This is a genomic window from Citrobacter sp. Cf132, from assembly GCF_030333885.1.
Classification (GTDB): Bacteria; Pseudomonadota; Gammaproteobacteria; order Enterobacterales; family Enterobacteriaceae; genus Citrobacter; species Citrobacter freundii.
Genome location: NZ_JAOWFA010000039.1, coordinates 18816 through 37532, shown reverse-complemented (window position 1 = coordinate 37532; position 18717 = coordinate 18816). Strand labels below are relative to the sequence as shown.

At 50.4% G+C, this 18717-nt stretch carries 18 protein-coding genes; 9 read left to right on the top strand and 9 right to left on the bottom strand.

Annotated features, from left to right (window positions below):
• The 7 genes from OGV85_RS04770 (at nt 1) to OGV85_RS04740 (ending at nt 7888) form a co-directional block, all read left to right on the top strand.
• Nucleotides 1–354 (top strand): TIGR03750 family conjugal transfer protein, encoded by a 354-nt coding sequence (locus OGV85_RS04770; protein WP_061548142.1) that lies wholly within the window; start codon nt 1–3, stop codon nt 352–354.
• On the top strand, nt 351–977 hold the full coding sequence (locus tag OGV85_RS04765) for a PFL_4703 family integrating conjugative element protein (RefSeq protein WP_061548141.1): 627 nt from the start codon (nt 351–353) through the stop codon (nt 975–977). The genes OGV85_RS04770 and OGV85_RS04765 overlap by 4 nt, the downstream gene beginning before the upstream one ends.
• The gene (locus OGV85_RS04760) at nt 974–1756 is read left to right on the top strand and encodes a TIGR03749 family integrating conjugative element protein (RefSeq protein ID WP_061548140.1); all 783 of its coding nucleotides are present in this window, start codon (nt 974–976) and stop codon (nt 1754–1756) included. The genes OGV85_RS04765 and OGV85_RS04760 overlap by 4 nt, the downstream gene beginning before the upstream one ends.
• Nucleotides 1753–3090, top strand: a complete 1338-nt coding sequence (locus OGV85_RS04755; protein WP_061548139.1) for a TIGR03752 family integrating conjugative element protein — start codon at nt 1753–1755, stop codon at nt 3088–3090. Before OGV85_RS04760 ends, OGV85_RS04755 begins: the two co-directional genes overlap by 4 nt.
• Entirely contained in the window at nt 3090–3479 is a 390-nt protein-coding gene (locus OGV85_RS04750) for a TIGR03751 family conjugal transfer lipoprotein (protein WP_061548138.1), read from the top strand. Before OGV85_RS04755 ends, OGV85_RS04750 begins: the two co-directional genes overlap by 1 nt.
• Nucleotides 3479–6130, top strand: a complete 2652-nt coding sequence (locus OGV85_RS04745; protein WP_286553175.1) for a conjugative transfer ATPase — start codon at nt 3479–3481, stop codon at nt 6128–6130. The genes OGV85_RS04750 and OGV85_RS04745 overlap by 1 nt, the downstream gene beginning before the upstream one ends.
• Nucleotides 6131–6325: 195 nt before the next feature.
• A complete protein-coding gene (locus tag OGV85_RS04740) occupies nt 6326–7888 on the top strand; it encodes a hypothetical protein (RefSeq protein WP_061548136.1) in 1563 nt (520 codons plus the stop codon).
• A 418-nt stretch (nt 7889–8306) separates the two neighbouring features.
• On the opposite strand, the gene OGV85_RS04735 is transcribed toward OGV85_RS04740, so the two are convergent.
• The 4 genes from OGV85_RS04735 to OGV85_RS04720 all read right to left on the bottom strand — a co-directional run bounded on the left by OGV85_RS04735 (nt 8307) and on the right by OGV85_RS04720 (nt 11654).
• Nucleotides 8307–9461 (bottom strand): DUF6035 family protein, encoded by a 1155-nt coding sequence (locus OGV85_RS04735; protein ID WP_181522660.1) that lies wholly within the window; start codon nt 9459–9461, stop codon nt 8307–8309.
• A 36-nt stretch (nt 9462–9497) separates the two neighbouring features.
• A complete protein-coding gene (locus OGV85_RS04730) occupies nt 9498–10790 on the bottom strand; it encodes a hypothetical protein (protein ID WP_061548134.1) in 1293 nt (430 codons plus the stop codon).
• A 117-nt stretch (nt 10791–10907) separates the two neighbouring features.
• On the bottom strand, nt 10908–11234 hold the full coding sequence (locus OGV85_RS04725) for a helix-turn-helix domain-containing protein (protein ID WP_061548133.1): 327 nt from the start codon (nt 11232–11234) through the stop codon (nt 10908–10910).
• 75 nt (nt 11235–11309) lie between these two features.
• Nucleotides 11310–11654: a helix-turn-helix domain-containing protein gene (locus OGV85_RS04720; RefSeq protein WP_061548132.1), complete on the bottom strand. Its 345-nt coding sequence runs from the start codon at nt 11652–11654 to the stop codon at nt 11310–11312.
• Nucleotides 11655–11731: 77 nt separating this feature from the next.
• On the opposite strand from OGV85_RS04720, the gene OGV85_RS04715 reads away from it, so the two are divergent.
• Complete coding sequence (locus tag OGV85_RS04715; RefSeq protein WP_061548131.1) at nt 11732–11992, top strand: helix-turn-helix domain-containing protein; 261 nt, start codon at nt 11732–11734, stop codon at nt 11990–11992.
• Nucleotides 11989–12723, top strand: a complete 735-nt coding sequence (locus OGV85_RS04710; RefSeq protein WP_061548130.1) for a Crp/Fnr family transcriptional regulator — start codon at nt 11989–11991, stop codon at nt 12721–12723. The genes OGV85_RS04715 and OGV85_RS04710 overlap by 4 nt, the downstream gene beginning before the upstream one ends.
• Before the next feature lie 229 nt (nt 12724–12952).
• Here OGV85_RS04710 and OGV85_RS04705 read toward each other — a convergent pair whose 3' ends face one another.
• From OGV85_RS04705 to OGV85_RS04680, 5 genes are all read right to left on the bottom strand, one after another.
• On the bottom strand, nt 12953–13798 hold the full coding sequence (locus tag OGV85_RS04705; protein WP_061548129.1) for a hypothetical protein: 846 nt from the start codon (nt 13796–13798) through the stop codon (nt 12953–12955).
• 315 nt (nt 13799–14113) lie between these two features.
• A complete protein-coding gene (locus tag OGV85_RS04695; protein WP_061548128.1) occupies nt 14114–15292 on the bottom strand; it encodes an anaerobic sulfatase maturase in 1179 nt (392 codons plus the stop codon).
• Nucleotides 15289–16089 carry a sulfite exporter TauE/SafE family protein gene (locus OGV85_RS04690; RefSeq protein WP_286553145.1) on the bottom strand — a complete coding sequence of 267 codons (801 nt, stop codon included), beginning with the start codon at nt 16087–16089 and terminating at the stop codon, nt 15289–15291. Before OGV85_RS04690 ends, OGV85_RS04695 begins: the two co-directional genes overlap by 4 nt.
• A gap of 3 nt (nt 16090–16092) precedes the next feature.
• Entirely contained in the window at nt 16093–17385 is a 1293-nt protein-coding gene (locus OGV85_RS04685) for a sulfatase family protein (protein ID WP_181522826.1), read from the bottom strand.
• 13 nt (nt 17386–17398) lie between these two features.
• The gene (locus tag OGV85_RS04680; protein ID WP_061548126.1) at nt 17399–18643 is read right to left on the bottom strand and encodes an oligosaccharide MFS transporter; all 1245 of its coding nucleotides are present in this window, start codon (nt 18641–18643) and stop codon (nt 17399–17401) included.
• Between the last annotated feature and the right edge of the window lie 74 nt (nt 18644–18717).

Here is an 18717-nt window from a genome sequence, read left to right as displayed (position 1 = left end):
ATGAGCACTATCCCCTTTCTCCCGGAACGGTTAAACCGCGAGCCTGCGGTGTTTCGCGGCCTGACGGTCAACGAGCTGCTGATAGCGCTGCTTGTCGGGCTGGCTACCGGCTCAATCACTGGAACCATTCCGGCAATACTGTGGCGCAACTGGAGCCTTATTCCCGGCAGCGCCCTGCCTGGCGGTACGCTAGCGATCCTCTGCGGTGGACGCTGGCTGGCACGACTAAAACGCGGGCGTCCGGAGAGCTGGCTGTACCGGGCGCTGGAGCTGAAACTGGCCCGTTTCGGTATCGGCACTCAGCGTTTCGTCCTGCACGATGGCGTCTGGGCCATTCGCCGGAGCCGACGATGAGCGCCTTTAAGCACGCGCTGGCCGCGCGGGATGCGCATATCCGCACCCTGCATATTGCGCTGGTCGCGTTATTCCTGCTGGCATCAGGCATGGGATTCGGCTGGTACAGCGCCCCACGCCAGCTCACGGTGTACCTGCCACCGGATCTCCGCGCTGCCAGCCAGCGTCCGTGGTGGGAAGTGCCGCCCGCCACGGTGTACGCCTTCGCGTTTTCAGTATTTCAGCAGATCAACCGCTGGCCGACCAACGGCGAGGCCGATTATCCCCGCAACCTCAGTGCCCTACGGGCCTATCTTACCCCCGGTTGCTACAGCCAGATCGACCGGGAATTTCGTCAGCGCCTTCAAAACGGAGAGCTGCGCGACCGGGTACGCGGCGTGTATGAAATCCCCGGTCGGGGATTCAGCGATAAGCGGGTGCAGATCCTTGACCGCGATAACTGGATTGTGACGCTGGATCTGACCGTCGATGAGTATTTCCACTCCGAACCCGTTAAGCGGGCAATGGTCCGCTACCCCATCAAAGTACTGCGCTACAACATCGATCAGCAGAAAAATCCGTGGGGGCTGGCGCTAGATTGCTTCTCCTCGCCACCGCAGAAGCTGGAGGCGGCTAAACCATGAATGTCCGCCCACTGCTAATCCTGCTGGTTGCCCTGCCCCTGCACGCCGTCGAACTGGTGAAATGGGAGCGCATCCCGCTGCCGGTGGCGCTGAACACCGGGCAGGAACGGATCATCTTTGTGGATCGCAATGTCCGGGTGGGTTATCCCGCCGCGCTGGAAGGCAAGCTGCGCATTCAGAGCAGCAACGGCACGCTGTACCTGCTTGCCAGCCAGCCGTTTGCCGCTAACCGACTGCAACTTCAGGACACAGAGAACGGTGAGCTGATTTTGCTGGACGTCTCCGCCAGCAAGGGCGAGCACATCAGGGAACCGATACGCATTGTCCGCGAAGAGAAGAAAACGCCTGATGCGAAGCCCGATGCAGTTCCAGAACCCTCCACGCCGCTTCCGGTCGCGCTCACCCGCTATGCCGCGCAGATGTTATATGCCCCGCTACGCACCGTGGAGCCTTTGCCGGGCGTTCAGCCCGAAGGCGTGCGGCTGGCAAAAACCATCACCACTTTGCTACCTGCGCTCCCCGTCAGCGCCATACCGATCGGCGGCTGGCGGCTGGATCCTTATCATCTGGCGGCGATCCGGCTTCAGAATAAGAGCACCACCCGGCTGGAACTCGATCCGCGCCAGCTTCAGGGGCGGTTTTACGCCGCCTCCTTCCAGCATCGCTGGCTGGGGCCTGCGGGCAGCGCCGAAGACACTACCGTGCTCTATCTCATCACCCACAATCATCGTCCTGAACAGGCGATTCTGCCAGAGCCAGCGCCGGAGAAGAAAAAATGAAGCTTCAGGCCAATATCCTGCTGCGGGTTCTGACGCCGCTCATCCTGCTGGCGGGCAGCGTCCTGCTGTTTCATGCCTGTCAGGATCGCAAAACCACACCGTCAACATCCTCTGCACCTGCAACGCCTCTCAGCCACGACGAGCTGAAAGCGCTGGGGATTGAAGGCGACACGCCCGCCGATACCGTCGCCACGCTGGTCGGCCAGATGAAACTCTGGCGCAAGGAGCTGGAAACGGTAAAGGCCAGCAACGCCGCACTGGTGCAGGAAAATCAGCGCCTGCGTGAGCGCGAGCAGAATACCGACAGCCGCATCAACGAGGCCATTAACCGCCAACAGAACAGCGCCTCACAGCAGCAGAACGAATTACTCAGCTCGTTACAGACGCAGATCCAACAACTTAAGGGAAACAGGACAACGGACGACTCGCTGGCCGGGCTGGGCATTGAGGGACCGGAAGCAGCCTCCGGCGAACCACTGCGCTGGATAGCGCCCGCCGATGCCCTGCCAACCGATAAAAATGGTCGTCCGCTGCAACCTGCGCTGGCCTTTCCTTCCGGGACGCAGAACACCGCGCCACAACCAGAAGCACCGCCGCCCGCCGTCGTCAAACCAGTCTACACCCTGCCACAGAACAGCACGTTAATCGGCTCGGTGGCGATGACCGCGCTGCTGGGGCGCATTCCACTTAACGGCAGCGTCACCGACCCTTACCCGTTCAAGGTACTGATTGGCCGCGATAACCTCACCGCCAACGGCATCGAATTACCCGATATCGAAGGCGCAGTGATCTCCGGCAGTGCCACCGGCGACTGGACGCTCTCCTGCGTGCGCGGCAGTTTAACGTCAATTACCTTTGTCTTTCGCGACGGCACGATGCGCACGCTACCCGCCGAAGGCGATAAAACCGGAAGCGGCACGGAAGGCAATATCGGCTGGCTGTCCGACCCCCACGGCCTGCCCTGCATCCCCGGCGAGCGCAAATCCAACGCCGCCGAATATATCGGCTCACAATTCCTGCTGGCCGGATCGTCCGCTGCCGCACAAGCACTGGCAAATAACCAGACCACCTCCACCGTAGAAGATGGCTCCATCACCACCGCGCTGACAGGCGACAGCGGGCAGTACGTGCTCGGCCAGGCGCTGGGCGGTGGCCTGAAGGAGAGCGCCGACTGGTTTAAACAGCGCTACGGCCAGATGTTCGATGCCATCTACGTACCGCCCGGCCAGGCCGTCGCCATCCATATCACCCGCCAGCTCGCCATCGACTACGATCCCAACGGACGGCGGGTGAACTACCGCACGGCGGGCGATCGCACTGGAGACCTCGACTAATGCGTATTCTGATTTTGCTGTTTTCGCTGCTGCTGAGCGCCTGTAGCACCGACCAGAAAACGCTGCTGCCGGTGGATGAAAACACCACCATGCTGAACATCTGGGGCCGACAGAATAACGATGCGCAGGGACTGTACGACGCACGATCGGTGCTGCGCCGCCCGCTGGATGACGCCACGATGACCGCGCAACAACAGCAGACCACACGCAGCGACGACAATGCCACGAAGGCGCTGTTCCGGCGTCTGCCGAATCCGGATCTGGAGATGTATATCTTTCCTCATCTGGCGGGTAGTGAAGGTGTCCCGGTGCCGGGCTATACCACCGTCCTCCCCTTCTATAACTGGGTGCAGTACGCCCTGCCCGGCGAGCGGACCGATCCGCTGTGATGATGCGCAGCGGCACCCTGACCGAACAGACGGTGGACAGCCTGTACCAGAAAGGCGCGTCGTTCGTCGATTTTCTGCCGTGGGTGGAGTATCAGCCGGAAAGCAAAACGCTACTGCTGGATGACGGGCGCTCGGTCGGCGCGGTGTATGACATCACGCCGTTCGGCACCGAAGGCCGCTCTCCGGCACGGCTGGAAGAGTTGCGCGATATCCTGAAGGACGCGCTTCAGGACAGCTTCACGGAATACGATCGCCAGCCGTGGGTGGTACAGTTTTACTGCCAGGATGAGGACGACACCGCTGTCTGGCTGGCCGCACTGCATGACTACGCCGTACCGGAAGCACGGAACTCTGATTTTACCCGTGCCTGGCTGGAGGAAATGGAACGCCATCTGCACGCCGTTTCCCGCCCGGAAGGCTACTTCATGGACGATGCCGTCAGCCATACCCGCTGGCGTGCTCAGCAGCGCCACACGCGAATGGTGGTCTATCGCTGGCTGCCCACCAAATTCCGCAATCCGCTGGAAGACTCCCCGGAAGAGGCGCTGAACACCGTGTGTGAACGAATGGTCTCAGCGCTGGCGGGCGCAGGTATTCACGCCAGGAGGCTGGAATGTGAGGCCATTCGCCACTGGCTGCTGCGCTGGTTCAATCCCGCCCCAGAAATGGCCGACTCATCCCAGCGGTTCTGGCAACAGATGGCGCAGCAGGATGACACGCCGGAACTGCACGACTTTGCCGAGAGCCTGCTGTGCAGCGAACCCCGCTCGCAGGCCACGCAGGGAACATGGCTGTTCGACCAGCGTCCGCATAAGGTCATCGTGCTGGACAGACTGCGCAAACCGCCCACCGTCGGCCATATGACCGGAGAATCCGCACGCGGCGACGGCATTAACGCGCTGTTCGACCTGCTGCCGGAAGGGGTGATTATGGCTCTGACCATCGTTGCCTGGCCGCAGGACCGGCTGGAAGAACACTTAAGCCGCCTCAGCGACCGCGCCATCGGCGAGAACGTCGAATCGGAGTACACCAAAAAAGACTGTCAGGAGGTGCGCCACTGGCTGAAAGACGGCCACAAACTCTACCGTAGCGCGCTGGCGTTTTATCTTTCCGCCCCGGATAACGTCGAACTGACTAAGCGCGTGCGCAGCCTGAACAGCCTGCTGCTGAATGCGGGTATGGTTCCGGTGCAGGAAAATGACGAACTCGCCCCGCTAAGCTCGTGGCTGCGCTGGCTACCAATGTGCTTCGACCCGGCGCGGGACAAGCGCCAGCTCTACACCCGCTTCAGCTTTGTGCAGCACCTCGCCAACCTGCTGCCGCTGTTTGGCCGCGAGAGTGGCACCGGGCATCCGGGCGTCAGCTACTTCAACCGGGGCGGCGGGATGCTGTGCTGGGACCCGCTCAACCGCGAGGACCGCGCCCAGAACGGCCACCTGTTGCTACTCGGCCCGACCGGCGCAGGCAAATCCGCCACTCTGAACGCCAAAATCGCGCAACTGATGGCGCTGCACCGCCCGCGTCTGTTTATTGTCGAGGCGGGCAACTCGTTCGGGCTGATGGCTGACTATGCCCGCGAACATGGCCTGACGGTGAATAAAATCAGCCTGAAACCCGGCTCCGGCATCACGCTACCGCTGTTTGCCGACGCATGGAAACTGGCAGAAAGCGACGTGCCTTTGCCAGAACCGGATGATGACGAGCCCGAGGATACCGACAACGAACAGCGCGATCTGCTGGGAGAAATGGAGATCACGGCCCGTCTGATGATCACAGGTGGCGAGCTGAAAGAAGACGCCCGCCTCACCCGTTCCGATCGGGCATTAATTCGCGAAGCGATTCTGCACGCGGCCCGGCTTACCGCCCACGAAAAAAGACAGACGCTGACCCAGGATATCCGCGACGCCCTGTTTACGCTGGCACAGGATGCGGCGCTACCTGAATCCCGCCGTAACCGGCTGTGGGAGATGGGCGAAGCGATGAATATGTTCTGCTCAGGGTTTGAGGGCGAACTTTTCAACCGCGAGGGAGAGGCATGGCCGGAGGCGGATATCACCCTGGTGGATCTGGCGATGTTTGCCCGCGAAGGGTACGAAGCACAACTGGCGATCGCCTATATCTCGCTAATTAACCATATCAACAACCTTGGCGAACGCTACCAGCACCTGGCCCGGCCCATCGTTAATATCACCGACGAGGCACACATCATCACCGTTAACCCGCTACTGGCGCGGTTTCTGACGAAGGGTTCGAAGATGTGGCGCAAGCTAGGGATCTGGCTGTGGCTGGCGACACAGAACCTGAGCGATTTCCCGGACGATGCGAAAAAACTACTCAATATGATCGAGTGGTGGGAACTGCTGGTGATACCACCGGAAGAAGTCGAACAGGTCAGTCGCTTTAAATCTTTGACGCCGGAACAGCGTCAGCTCCTGCTCAGCGCGACCAAAGCACCAGGAAATTATACCGAAGGCGTGGTACTTTCGCCGCGTGTGGAAGCGCTGTTCCGCGTGGTTTCCCCTGCCCTGTGGCTGGCGCTGGGGATGACGGAGAAACACGAAAAAGCGGAGAGGATGCGGATTATGATCGAGTTTGGGTGTAGTGAGCTGGAGGCTGCGATGAGGGTGGCGGGACTAGAGGTGTTTTACTAAGTGTTAGTTTGCACCACCCTCGCAATACAGAATAAATAACTAAATTTATCTTATTGTGACGAATAAAATAGAACAAGCATTTACATTTTCTTCCACGCACTGATTTTACTAGTGTGGAGTTTATAGCTCTTTAAGTGTTCTACTGGCACACTGTTTGTTATTATATACAACGCAGTGTGACAAATTGGTACTGATATGACACCTATTGAAGAGCACCTCTACTATCACGGCCCTTGTTTAAGTACGGATCTTGCTAAACACTTGGTTGAACATTTAGGAATCACCTATGATGCAGCGAGGAAACAGGTATCTCGTGCTAAAGGGGATGTTGGTCGCCTTAACTTTAATTTTCCTCACCGCGCCAGATTCCTCTATCACAAAAAGGACTTTGCTTCTGAGCGCTACTGGACAACCTTAGTTAATGTGATGCAGGACACAAACTCCAGTTATGGCATGGCTCTCTCGAGCTTAATTGCCAGAGGAGGCATAATCCCCAAAAAACATTTTACAATTGCATCGGGTTCGCCTATAGCCATGAAGGGACGCTTATCTTGCGAACAGGTATTAAAAAAATTAATTGAGCTAAAATTAGTTGAAATAGTCAATTTGCCATCTTATGGTGAGTGTATTACGCTTATTGAAAAAGATGAAAGATATTTCAAAGCTATGGGCTACATCAAAGCCAGATTAACAGGAGAGGACATACTATTAAATACAATAGTACAATGGGCTAAAAACCTAGGCTTTACAAGCTATGACATGATTCAATGTAGAAACGATGACAAAGAACTACCACGTGTAGCTAACTTTAACTGGGATATATCCGGACCATCTTATTTATCACCACTGGTAACAAACTCTGGAGTTGAAAATACAAAACCAGGATTCTTCATCTGTGATGTATTATTAGGCTCTAAAATCACACTATTAGAAATAAAACCATTTATAAATAAATGTACTTCTTTGCGAAGCTTACCTAAAGTTGGCAAATCTCTCTTTATGTTTGTCGCCGAGGATTATTCACATGAAGCGTTTAAGGCCTTAAAAAGCATAGGCATTATTCCTGCAACACCAGAAACTTTATTCGGTAAAGAGTTCTCAGAAGGAATTAGAAAACTTATTGAATTTATGGAGTTTATTGCCGGAGGTGGAGAAGTATCTTTGGAACATATTGATAACGTAATTACCAATCTGGCTCCAATAGAAGGTGCACTATCCACGTTGAGAGGGGTTTTCTTTGAATATCTAGTTGCAGAGGTCTTCAGATCATCTGGCAATGGTACAGTAACTATAGGAAAAGTTTATAAAACACAAGAAAAGACTGCGGAAGCTGACGTTACAATTCAAAATGGTTATAAGGAAATTAAATTTATTGAATGTAAAGGTTACAGCCCTTACTCCCAGATCCCAGATGATATCGTGACAAGATGGCTACAACATCAGGTTCCAACTTTCTTTAAATGGGTTAGAGAAAATATCAGTCAAGATATAGATATTATTTGTGAACTTTGGACAACAGGAAAACTATCACAAGAAAGCATAGCTGCATTAGATTCTTTGTCAAAAAAAATCAGCCCGAAAAAATACACAATTAAATATAGAGAAGCTCACGATGTGATAATGAAATTCAAGGAAACTAAAGATAAATCCCTACTCAATACCTTTGAAGAACATTTCGTGAAAAATCGTTACTCTCCAAAAAATAAACCCTATATCGCTCGGTCCGTTAGATACTCAAAAAAAGGACCTAATCATTGACTATTTAAATAATGTTCACGGTAAACTTTCATTCTCAAATCATGAATAAAAATTATCGTGAACACGAATTATCAAATCATATCTTTACCGCTATTTACTATATAGCCAAGGGGTTATTTATCATGTCCTCAATATATTATTCATCACCTGCATCAGAATATCAGGTTATCACATTGTAAGCATCCCGGTCGATATTTTCAGCCTTCAATAGGTGGAAAGTATAGCGCCATTAATCCTCTATAGCACTATAACTAACAGATAGTTTTGTAGGATTACTCAAGCTCAACATTCCATCCTCAGGATTATAACTAAACATTTTTATATTTCAGCATAGACATAATGTATCATCATTAATTTCTCTACTTGCTGATTGATACTCAATATTCTCATGCAAAAATATAAAGATCCATAAAAATTGTTAATCTAATACGCAATAACAATTACTACATAGAGATGATTTTCCGAGTTTTCTCTTTTTAACAATCTTCCCACATTGTGGACATTTAACTGAATCGCCAAATGATTTACTTGTGCTATGCACAGAAGTTATATGATCTGTCTTGTTCCTTTTACTCGGATAATTGTTAGTCCTGACATTAGAAACTGCATTCCCCCTTTCCGTTTGGAATAGTCTTTCCAACTCCCTTTTTCTATTCGCAGCTACAATTTTTTCACGCGCAATCCTATCACTCTCTAGTTTTTCCTTTGCGGTGTTAATCTCTCCTAAAACCTGTTTTTTCAAAGTATCAGGATCAGCGAAATAAATCTTCTTCTCATCAGGATCGAAAGATAAATCATTAAAATCTACAAGCTGGCAATCCCACTCATAAGATATAGATAAAGCAGAGTTCATGAATGGTTTTTTGTAGTAACATTTCAGTATAAGTTTCTGATTGTCTGATGATAAGTTCTTGGCCTCTTCATCAAAAACAAATACATTTGAGCGATTACTATATCCTACATCAAGAGTTGTAAATTTCTCACAATCAAAACTGAGAAAAACCCACATAATGTATGCATTATTTGCTTTGTAAAATGCCTCTCGACTAACAATGACTTCAATAAATGTTGTTGATACTTGTAATTCAAATACAATTGAATATTCACCTTCTATACTGACTGCACTAACATCAGGTTTTCTCCAGTGTTTAGCTATTCCTGAACGGTTAGTTTCTCTAAATGTTGACTCAACCAATACATTATTAGAAAAGAAACCATCTTGTCTTAAAATCTCTGCTAGCTTAAATTTATTTTCTCTGTGAGCTTTTCCTTCCTTTTGCCCATTAAATTTCATGGCAAGGATTTCATCGTGCGTTAGATTTGTTGTAGTTTTAATTGGACAATCGTCAGAATTCTTTGTGTGCGCGAAGAAAAATGACCTATTAATATCTCCCCTCAGCACAACTGGTTGGTAACATACACTGCATAAAGCAATAGGTTTTTCATGACGAGCTACTTCGAGTCGCCGTCTAAAAATAAAGACATCCTCTTCACTTGCATTATCAAGAAATGCATCTACATCAATATCCTTGTCTTCTTCAGTTAAAAATATCTTTGTCATATTTCTAATCAAGATTGCCTCCTGAGCACAACTAAAAATATCTATATTTCATTTAAGAAGCCTCTCAAGGGGAGTTTGCCACTTCAGCAACCGCTCAACTGCCGTATCCTCTAACAAGAACTGGCGGGCTAATTGCAGGCGTTCCATAATCTGTGCCTTCTGCTGCTCATCAATACTCGCCACGTCCTTTTCTACATCACGGAGAAACTGCTCTATACGCTTATCTTCGGCCCACTGTATCATGATACCGTTCAGTTCGGCTAAGCTAGCTGTATATGCCTCTTTTTCCCTTCTAATCCGCTCCTTTTCCCGATATCTCTTTTCATTCACCTCCCACTGGATCCGCCGAGCTTCAGCTTTGACTCTCGCCTCTTCCAATTGCTTCTGAATCAACGGAACAGCATCACGCATCGCGGAAATGATTTTCGGGATCTGGCTGATAAGCCCGCACTGTTTTGTCTGGCGAAACTCAACCTGCCAGTTAGTTGACGAGTATGGCGAGTAGAGCTGTAGAAAGAATCGTCCGGTAGGTAAGGCATGTTTAATGACATAGCGAAATGGCTTGTCATACTTCCCCCTCATCCAGCGGAACATCGTCTCATCGCGGATATATCGGCCATTAACCTCTTTTGCCGGAACATATTCCGTCATTTCAGCCAGGTTAAAGGCGAACAGTATATCCCCAACGCAGATAATACTGGCTGAACAAGGGCGCCATAAACTGTCATAGCGCAAACCTCCCTCTTTTGGGTCTTCTTTGATATCTATGCCCTGACAATGAAATCCTTCATTTCCTTCAGCTAACCTTACCCAATACCCTTGCTTTCCCAGTGCAGCAAAGAACCGACTCAGAAAATCGATAGCACTGTTGAATCCCGTTTCTGAAACATTCAGATCGAGTAGCTTCTTTTTCGTTGGTTTGTAGTAGCCGTCTTTTGTGACGGAAGAGACGGGAAGGTAAGTTTTGAGATCATCGATCAGTGCATAGCCACTGCCCGCTGTCCTTGCTCGCTTTCGCGGTGCTGGCGCTGCTACTTTTGATGATATTTTTGTGGGAAGAGGAATGGCCTGGCTGGTTTTTCTGTGGGATTTTACTACCTTGCCACTCTTCAAATCAGGCAAAGCAGGTACCGCCGGTGCAGATCCTTTCGCTAGCGCCTTCCAGTATCCGGCGAGCGGTCTCGGTATTCGTAATTCAGCGCATCGTTTTGTCAGTTGTTCTTTGCTTATGTTATAGAGGGAAGTGATTCGCTCTGCAGGCTCGCGCCAGACAAGATGATAAAGTTCTTCCCTGGCGTCAGGTAACGTTTGAGTGGCATTAGTGTGCAGACTTTCTGTCATGGCATTCTCCCTTTGCGGGAGACATTATCAGAGAATCTGTATGGCAGATGCTTGAATTAAATCACCTTTTTGATGAGAAGTTTGTAAGAATATAGTACCGATTCAATGCTGGATTTTTTAACTAGCTACATGGTGCCTCACATACTCCATAAGCTCCTCCCGCTCTATGCTTGATAATGACCAAAATATCAGCATTAAATCAGCTAAATCATCATCTTCGGCATAGAAATAGGCCAGTGGAACACGTAAAACCTCTGATAACTTCTGCACAATCTCAGTATTGGGCTCGTGAACTCCCTTTTCATACCGATTGATGCGTGTACTCGCAACAAATTCATCTATACCTGCCGCAACCCCCAAACGTTTCTGAGACAGCCCGCTGGCTAACCGGGCCTGTTTCAAGCGTCGGCAAAAAATATCGTTGTAATGATTAGTCGTTTTCATAACTACGAGAATCGTAGTTTTCGCTTGTCGCAGATACTACGATTAACGTAGTATTGAGTTGTAGATAGAGAGAGGTCAGGCATTTTCATCGGGTGAGGTGCTTAGCATCTGCCGAGACACGTCCAGTAATCGCAATTGCGAGTCTGATGAAAGCGTGGCAAAGTTGAGGATCAGTTCAGCAAGATTCTCATCAGAAGTGAACAACCATGGCAGAGGAACATTCAGCGCATCCGCAATCCGCGCCATAGTTTCCATGTCGGGTTCATAAACCCCTTTCTCATAACGATTAAAACGAGTGCTCGCACCAGAGTGGTTAACCGCCGCAGCAATCCCTACAGCAGCTTGTGAAATACCTAGCCGCTGCCGAGCTTCTTTCAATCGTTGAGTGAAGACATCTCTCTGTCTTAGTCGTTTTTTCATAACTACGAGATTCGTAGTTTTTTAACGACCTGGATACTACGAAAAACGTAGCATCAAGATTCAAAGAGGTAACAGGAATGACTAAACAAGACTGGCACCCAGCCGATATCATCGCCGCCCTGCACAAGCGCGGCACCAGTATGGCTGCGGTCTCGCGGGAAGCGGGGCTGGCGTCCTCCACCCTCGCGAATACGCTTTCACGTCCCTGGCCGAAAGGCGAATGGCTGATTGCCCGCGCACTCAACGTTCACCCGGCAAAAATCTGGCCTAGCCGTTATGAGGAAGAAGGCGAACTGCGGCAACCGAAAAATCCGCTCCCCGTCAGGTGCAGATTATGATTATTTCCGATGCCAGCCTCCACAGTATCTCTACGCCAGCTCAGGTTCAGCAGGCCGCCATACCACCGCCAGCGGAAATGCCGTTTCTCGCAGCTCCGGTGCGTAATCGCTCCACCTTCCACTACGCCCACTTTTCCCGTTATGCCCTGCTACGTCCTATCGCTCGTGAAACAGGAAGCAAAATCTATCTACAGGAAGAACCCATCTGCGGTTTTTGGTATCTCAACCATGGCGTCGTCGGTTTACACCACACGCTGGAAAACGGCAAAGAGATGCTGGTCCGCGCCTGCCAACAGGGCGACTGGTTTGGCTATCTGGGGTTATTTGGCTCGGAGTTCTACCATTGCCACGCCAGCGTTTTGCAGACAGCATCGCTATGCCACATCATTCCTCACTCCAACAGCGATTTCCTGCATCATCACCCGCAGTTCGCCCATTTTCTGTTAAATCAGGTGGTAGCAAGCCTTTCCGATGCAGAGCATCGCATGGCCTGGATCGCCCGTTACCGCACCCGTCACCGGGTCCTGAGCAGCCTCTGGTATCTGACACAGTATTTTTCCGGCTATGACTGGACGTGGCGTGAAGTAGCTGAGTTTGCCGGATGTGAGACAGAAACTGCATTAAGGTTCAGTAAGGAATTAAGGCAGGCGGGTATCTTGGACGATTCACAGCGCCGCCTGCATGTTCTTCATCCGGAACTACTACAGGCTGTGTTCCGCAATATAATTTAACAAGATAATTATCTAATTTTTTCATGCAAATACCGCTATGGCAAGATACGAGTTTTCTGATACGGCTTTGTCATCAATCTCGTCTCTGTTTCCCCCCTGAGTACTCACATAAAGTGAAGTCCCCTATAATTATCAATGGCATTTTTTGGTATTCTTCCACGCCACAAGTCAAACTGAATTACGGATAGATTCTTACATGATGGAGGTATCCGCATGATATATTTAGTGATTACCTTGGGAATATTACCCTATTAATTTCGTTAAATGTTTCAGCTCTAAATTCAAGAAACCCAATCAATAGCAACAATGCAAATATTATCAGTTTAATATCTCCCTCATTAATCATTGTTTTTTTCGCATGAGCGATTAAGTTTCTTTTATCTTTCACATCCTTAACAACTTCTGCCAACGCACTCCAAAGTTGAATTTTACTAATATCTTCACCCGAATGTAATTCCTTTACGACAACTCTAAGTTTTTCATCAAGTGAAAGATGTTCCAAAGCATAATGCAACTCTTTATGTATCTTGGCTTTGTAATTCTCGATATGACAAGAAATCACTGCTTCCAAAGCAGAAAAATAAACAAAAAATGACATTTTTAAGTTATTAGAAGCATAAAGACGTTCAGCTTCAAGAATTAACTCTTGATGTATACTTAGTTTTTTAAAAATATTTTTCTTAACTCCTCGAATCAAAAATTTCGCCACACCTTCACCTGATATACTCATAATATCTGCACAAATACTACCAGACAATGTAATGGTGCATTTTTGATTATCATAGTCCGCAACATAAAAATTTAATTCACCATTTCCATAGTTACGTTCATAATAATCATCACCAATAGGATAACCATAATCCATAAGTTCAAAATCGATTAGATATCCATAGTCATCAGAAAAGCTGAACACCTCTCTTAGTGAATAGTCTTTAATATATGCTTTCTGAAATGGAGTCACATCTTCATCAATATCAAATTCTATGTTTTTTTTAATCTTGCGAGATTCGCCTCCAACCAAAAAAGTAATAATGTCACTTCTTTTATTTTCTATTTTAGATTTCAAGTTATTCATATACGTTTCAAACTATCCATTGAATTTAAGTTATTTTTAACACATCTGAATCTATAATACTTTTATTATCAACTCTAAGCAATTACCTTTCAGGATATATTACTGATTATAGTCGATTTTCAAACCGTTCTTCTAGGCTTTGACTGATAAAGTACATTTCAGGGAAAATAATGTAATTAACTGAGAAAAATCATCACTCGCAAATTAGATAAAAAAATGGCATCAGATGGACACTCATAACTCGATCGTAATGCGAACTACAATCATAATGTCGTTGAACGGTGCTTTGGTCACCTGAAAGAACATAGTTATGCGCTACGATAAAATGTAATATTGCGGAGCGGCAATGGTAATATCATCCACCACCTTCATCACCCTGGCCGGAGATTGCTGCAAACGAATCTGCTGCGCCATATAGGTCATATACGGGTCCATATGGCTGAAGATCATGCGATACCCGGCACAAAGATGATTCAGCCGCTCGTGTAGTCGATGCTTCGGACAACCGCCCTGGCAGGCAAAGCGCCACGGACAACGCTGGCAATCATCCGGGAGCTGCGCTTTCTGCTGGCCGAACCGCCGTTGTGCTTTACCCACAACCAGCTTTTCCAGCGGCTGCTGTAGCAGATTACCCAGCCGATGCTCCGCATCCACATAGTGATCGCAACTGTAGATATCACCGTTCTGCTCAACCACCAGCCCGCGTCCGCAGGTGGGCTGCATTACGCATATCGCCGGGCGTTCGCCCAGCCACGCCGCCAGCGTGTTATCAAAAAGCTGAACGAATACCCGCCCGACATCATGGCGCACCCACTCATCGAAGATGGCGATCATAAACCGCCCGTAATCCTCTCCCGTCACTGACCATGGCAACAACCCACGCTGCGCGTCATGCTCCACTACCGGAATGAACTGGAGAAATTCAGCTCCCACCTCGCGCGTCAGAAAGCGGTAAATTTCCAGTGGGGCTTGTGCCGTCACGTTGTTCACCACGGTCAGGATATTCACCTCCACACGATGACGCTTCAGCGTATCCAGGGCCGCCATCACCTGATCGAACACGGGCTTACCGCTGCCCGTCTTACGGTAATGATTATGCAGATGCGCCGGACCATCCAGCGATATGCCCACCAGAAACCGATGCAGTGCCAGAAATGTCGCCCATTCGTCGTTAATCAGTACGCCGTTGGTCTGGATGCTGTTGGTAATACGTTTATCCCCGGCATAGCGCTGCTGGAGCGCCACGGCCCGGCGATAAAAATCCAGCCCGGCCAGCGTCGGTTCACCGCCCTGCCAGGTAAAGTTCACCTCCGGGCCAGGTGATGCAGCGATGTACTGACGAACATACGCTTCCAGCACCTTATCGGACATATGTCGCTGCCCACAGGTATCACGCAGCACACCCAGCCCTTTTGCTAGGTAAAAACAGTAATCACAGGCCAGATTACAGCGCCAGCCCGCAGGCTTCGCCATCAGATGAAAAGCGTGTTTCATAGCGTCACCAGTATCAACGTGGCAATCATCAGCAATACGCCGGAGAAAACGCACTGTAGCCAGCATTCTGGCAGCAGAGTGCGTAGCCTCACGCTGACAGGCTGGAATACCAGCGTGCAGAGAAAAATCACGGTCACAATAGCCATATTGACGTAACCAAACTGCATCGCCGGTGGCAATGCGCCGGTATCCGGCGCCGTGCGATACAGATAGCTGACCACCGTTCCGGCGCTGCCGAACACCATCATCCAGTTACAGTACACAGCGATATGTTGGCGCGGGATCCCGGAGAGCTGCGACATCAGCGGCGCTAGCACGGAACCGCCACCTAATCCGGTTAACCCGGCTACGGCACCGCCAGCGGTACACAGCAGCATCCCGGTACTGCGCGTCCGGTTATCCGGTTGTACGTTTTCCTGAGTTGTCTGACGTGAATATCCACAGCGCAATGCCAACCCCACCAGGACCAGCGCAAACAACATCAGCAGCACCTTATCCGACAGCAAAAAGCTGGCGTACACGCCTGCCTGCATTCCCGTCGCCATACCCAGCGACCAGAGCACCAGCAGCCGCGAATTTAACCGGATACCCTGACGCCAGAAGGCGCAGACGTTAATCAACGCACTCAGCATCACTACCGTCAGGGACGTCGCGGCCAGCACCTGCACAGCACATTGCGGAAACAACAAATGCAGCACCGGCACGAGCAGGATACTGCCCCCGACGCCAAACAGCGCCGAGAGCAGGCTGGTTGCCAGACCACAGCCGCATAATGCGGCAATCATCCATGCAGTCATCACTTACTCCACCGGAACAATGACGGGCAGGTCTTCACCAATTGCCGTCATTTTGCGGCCAATATCCTGACGTAATTTATCGCGGATCCGCGCATGTTCAGGGCTGGCAATCAGGTTCTGGCGCTCCCACGGATCATTCAGCAGATCATAAAGCTGGCTCTCCACGTAAATCGTCGCGGCAGACTCATTCCACGGATCGCTGCCGGGCGCGACAATTTCATATTTCCAGCGCGTGGTGCGCAGCGCCCGCCCAACTTCCGACTCGCTAATCTGAATCAGTACCTCCTCGTCCCAGTGCCCGGCATCCAGCGCCGTTTGCAAATCACGGCCCACCATCGCATCCGGCACTGTAATGCCTGCGGCGCTTAACATCGTGGACGGGATATCCAACAACGTCACCAGATGCTCCACCGTTCTGCCACCGCTGAACGGCCCGCCCCGCGCCACGCAGGGAATACGAATACTGGACTCATGACACGAACGTTTGTATTCATCGTTGCGGGTGCGGAAGTGACAGCCGTGATCGCTGAAGAAAAGAATAATCGTGTTGTCGTACTCCCCACTCGATTTGAGGTAATCGACAATGCGCCCGAGGTTCTCATCAAGGTTCTGGCACATGCCGTAATAATCAGGAAGGTTCTGCGGCCAGTCGCCGGGGCGGTTAATCAGATCCGGCGGCACCGATGCGGTCTGGAAGCGTTCAGCGTAGCCATCCGGGGCGACAAAACGCGCCATATCGTTCTGGAAGTGCGGCTCCAGATAGGAGAGAAACAGCAGGAATGGATTATCCCGCTGGCGATTTTGCAGGTAATCGAGCGCGAACGTGGTCTGGTCATCCACCCGGTAGCCATCGAAATGCACCGGCTGGTTATTGTTATCGAAAAAGTGACCGCCGTAAGGGTGCGATGTATGTTCCAACGCATCTGCCGCCAGCCAGTATTGCCAGCCGCCGCGCAGTGCTTCCGGCACCGGTTTTTCATCCAGATCAGCCAGGTGCCACTTCCCGATATAAGCAGTGTCATACCCCGCCTGATTGAACAGCTTCGCCAGCGTCACCTCATCCTGCCGCATGGCGATATTGTTGCGGTAACAGCCGTTCTGCGTCGGGTAGCGCCCGGTTTGCAGGCAGGAACGCGCCGGGCCGCAGACCGGCTGGACAGTAAAGGCGTTTTCGAACTTAACGCCCTCGCGGGCAAGCTGGTCCAGAACAGGTGTGGTACTAACTGCAGGGTTGTAGCAGCCCACCGTGTCCCAGCGCTGTTGATCGGTGAAAAAGACCAGAATATTCGGTTGCATCATGTTATCTCCATTAGAGTGTGGCAGGTGCGCAGACATCTGCCGTTTTCTGGCGTGGGGTCGAAGTCAGCAGGAAAGCTGACAACAGAGTGAACGCGGCAGTGATACTGCCAAGGATCAGATAGGCGCTATGGAAGCCGATGGTGTCGTACAGGTGGCCTGCGACGGTCGATAAAATAATGGCGGCAGACTGCTTGATAAACATCACGCCTACCAGATAGATAGTCCCTGACAGGCGGGTATCAAAAACGTCAGCAATATATTTGAAAATACCAATCAGCAGGAAAGGTACTTCAAAATTATGCAGCATCCGTAAAAAGAGCACTTCGATCGGTCCGGTGGCAAAGGATGAACCAACGATCCGAATCGTCATAATGGTGCCAGTAATTAATAATGCATTCTTGCTGCCAATATATTTATTAATCAGCAGAGGAATAAAAAACATTACGGCGGCATCACCGAGATTCCCGGCAGTTGTAATATAACCAAATGCTCTTGCCGCCTGTTCCTGATGGTCAAAGAAACGGGTAAAGAAATTAATAAACTGCTGGTCAAAAACATCATAAATACAGGCCACGCCTAATACATATAATGTGAAATACCAGAACCGTCGGAGTTTAAACAGCTCCCACACGCTGACCTTCTGCTGGCGGACCTGTTCCGCTTCAATGCCCGGCAATGGCTCAGAACGGGCAATCAGCAGGATCACCACCAGCAGCAAAGCCAGTGCCGACCCGATCCAGTAAATCCAGGTCGGATCGAAACCATACAGAATGCCAGAAATAGTTGCGCAGGCTGCCGATCCAAAGCAGCCAAACAGCCGGGGACGTCCGTACTCAAAGCCCCGATTACGGCTAACCTTCTCGACAAATGCCTCCACCGCGCCATAGCCCGCGTGGAAGATAAATCCCAGATACAGCCCGCCCACCACCAGCCCAATCGCAAACTGGCTTTGCAGCAGCGGGGTATACACGTAGATAAAGAACGGCGCGAAGAGCACCATCAGGATAACGATCAGCCACAGCAGGTGTTTTTTCGGTCCAAGCTTATCCGTTACCCAGCCCAGCAGTGGTTGCAGACAAATAGCCGCCACGGCAAAAGAGGAGAACACCATACCTATATGCGTTTTATCCAGCCCCACCATTCGAGTTAGCCACATGGGTAAAAACAAAAAGCAGGAAGACCAGTTGTAGTAATAGAACAGGAAAAAGAATCCCCAGAGGATCACATTCCATTTTGTATCGCGTTGAATAGCCATAATGCCCTCAGAGTCGAAATACCATCACGGTGAGAATAAAGAGCATCTAAAAACCTGCTTATAACCGTTGTCAT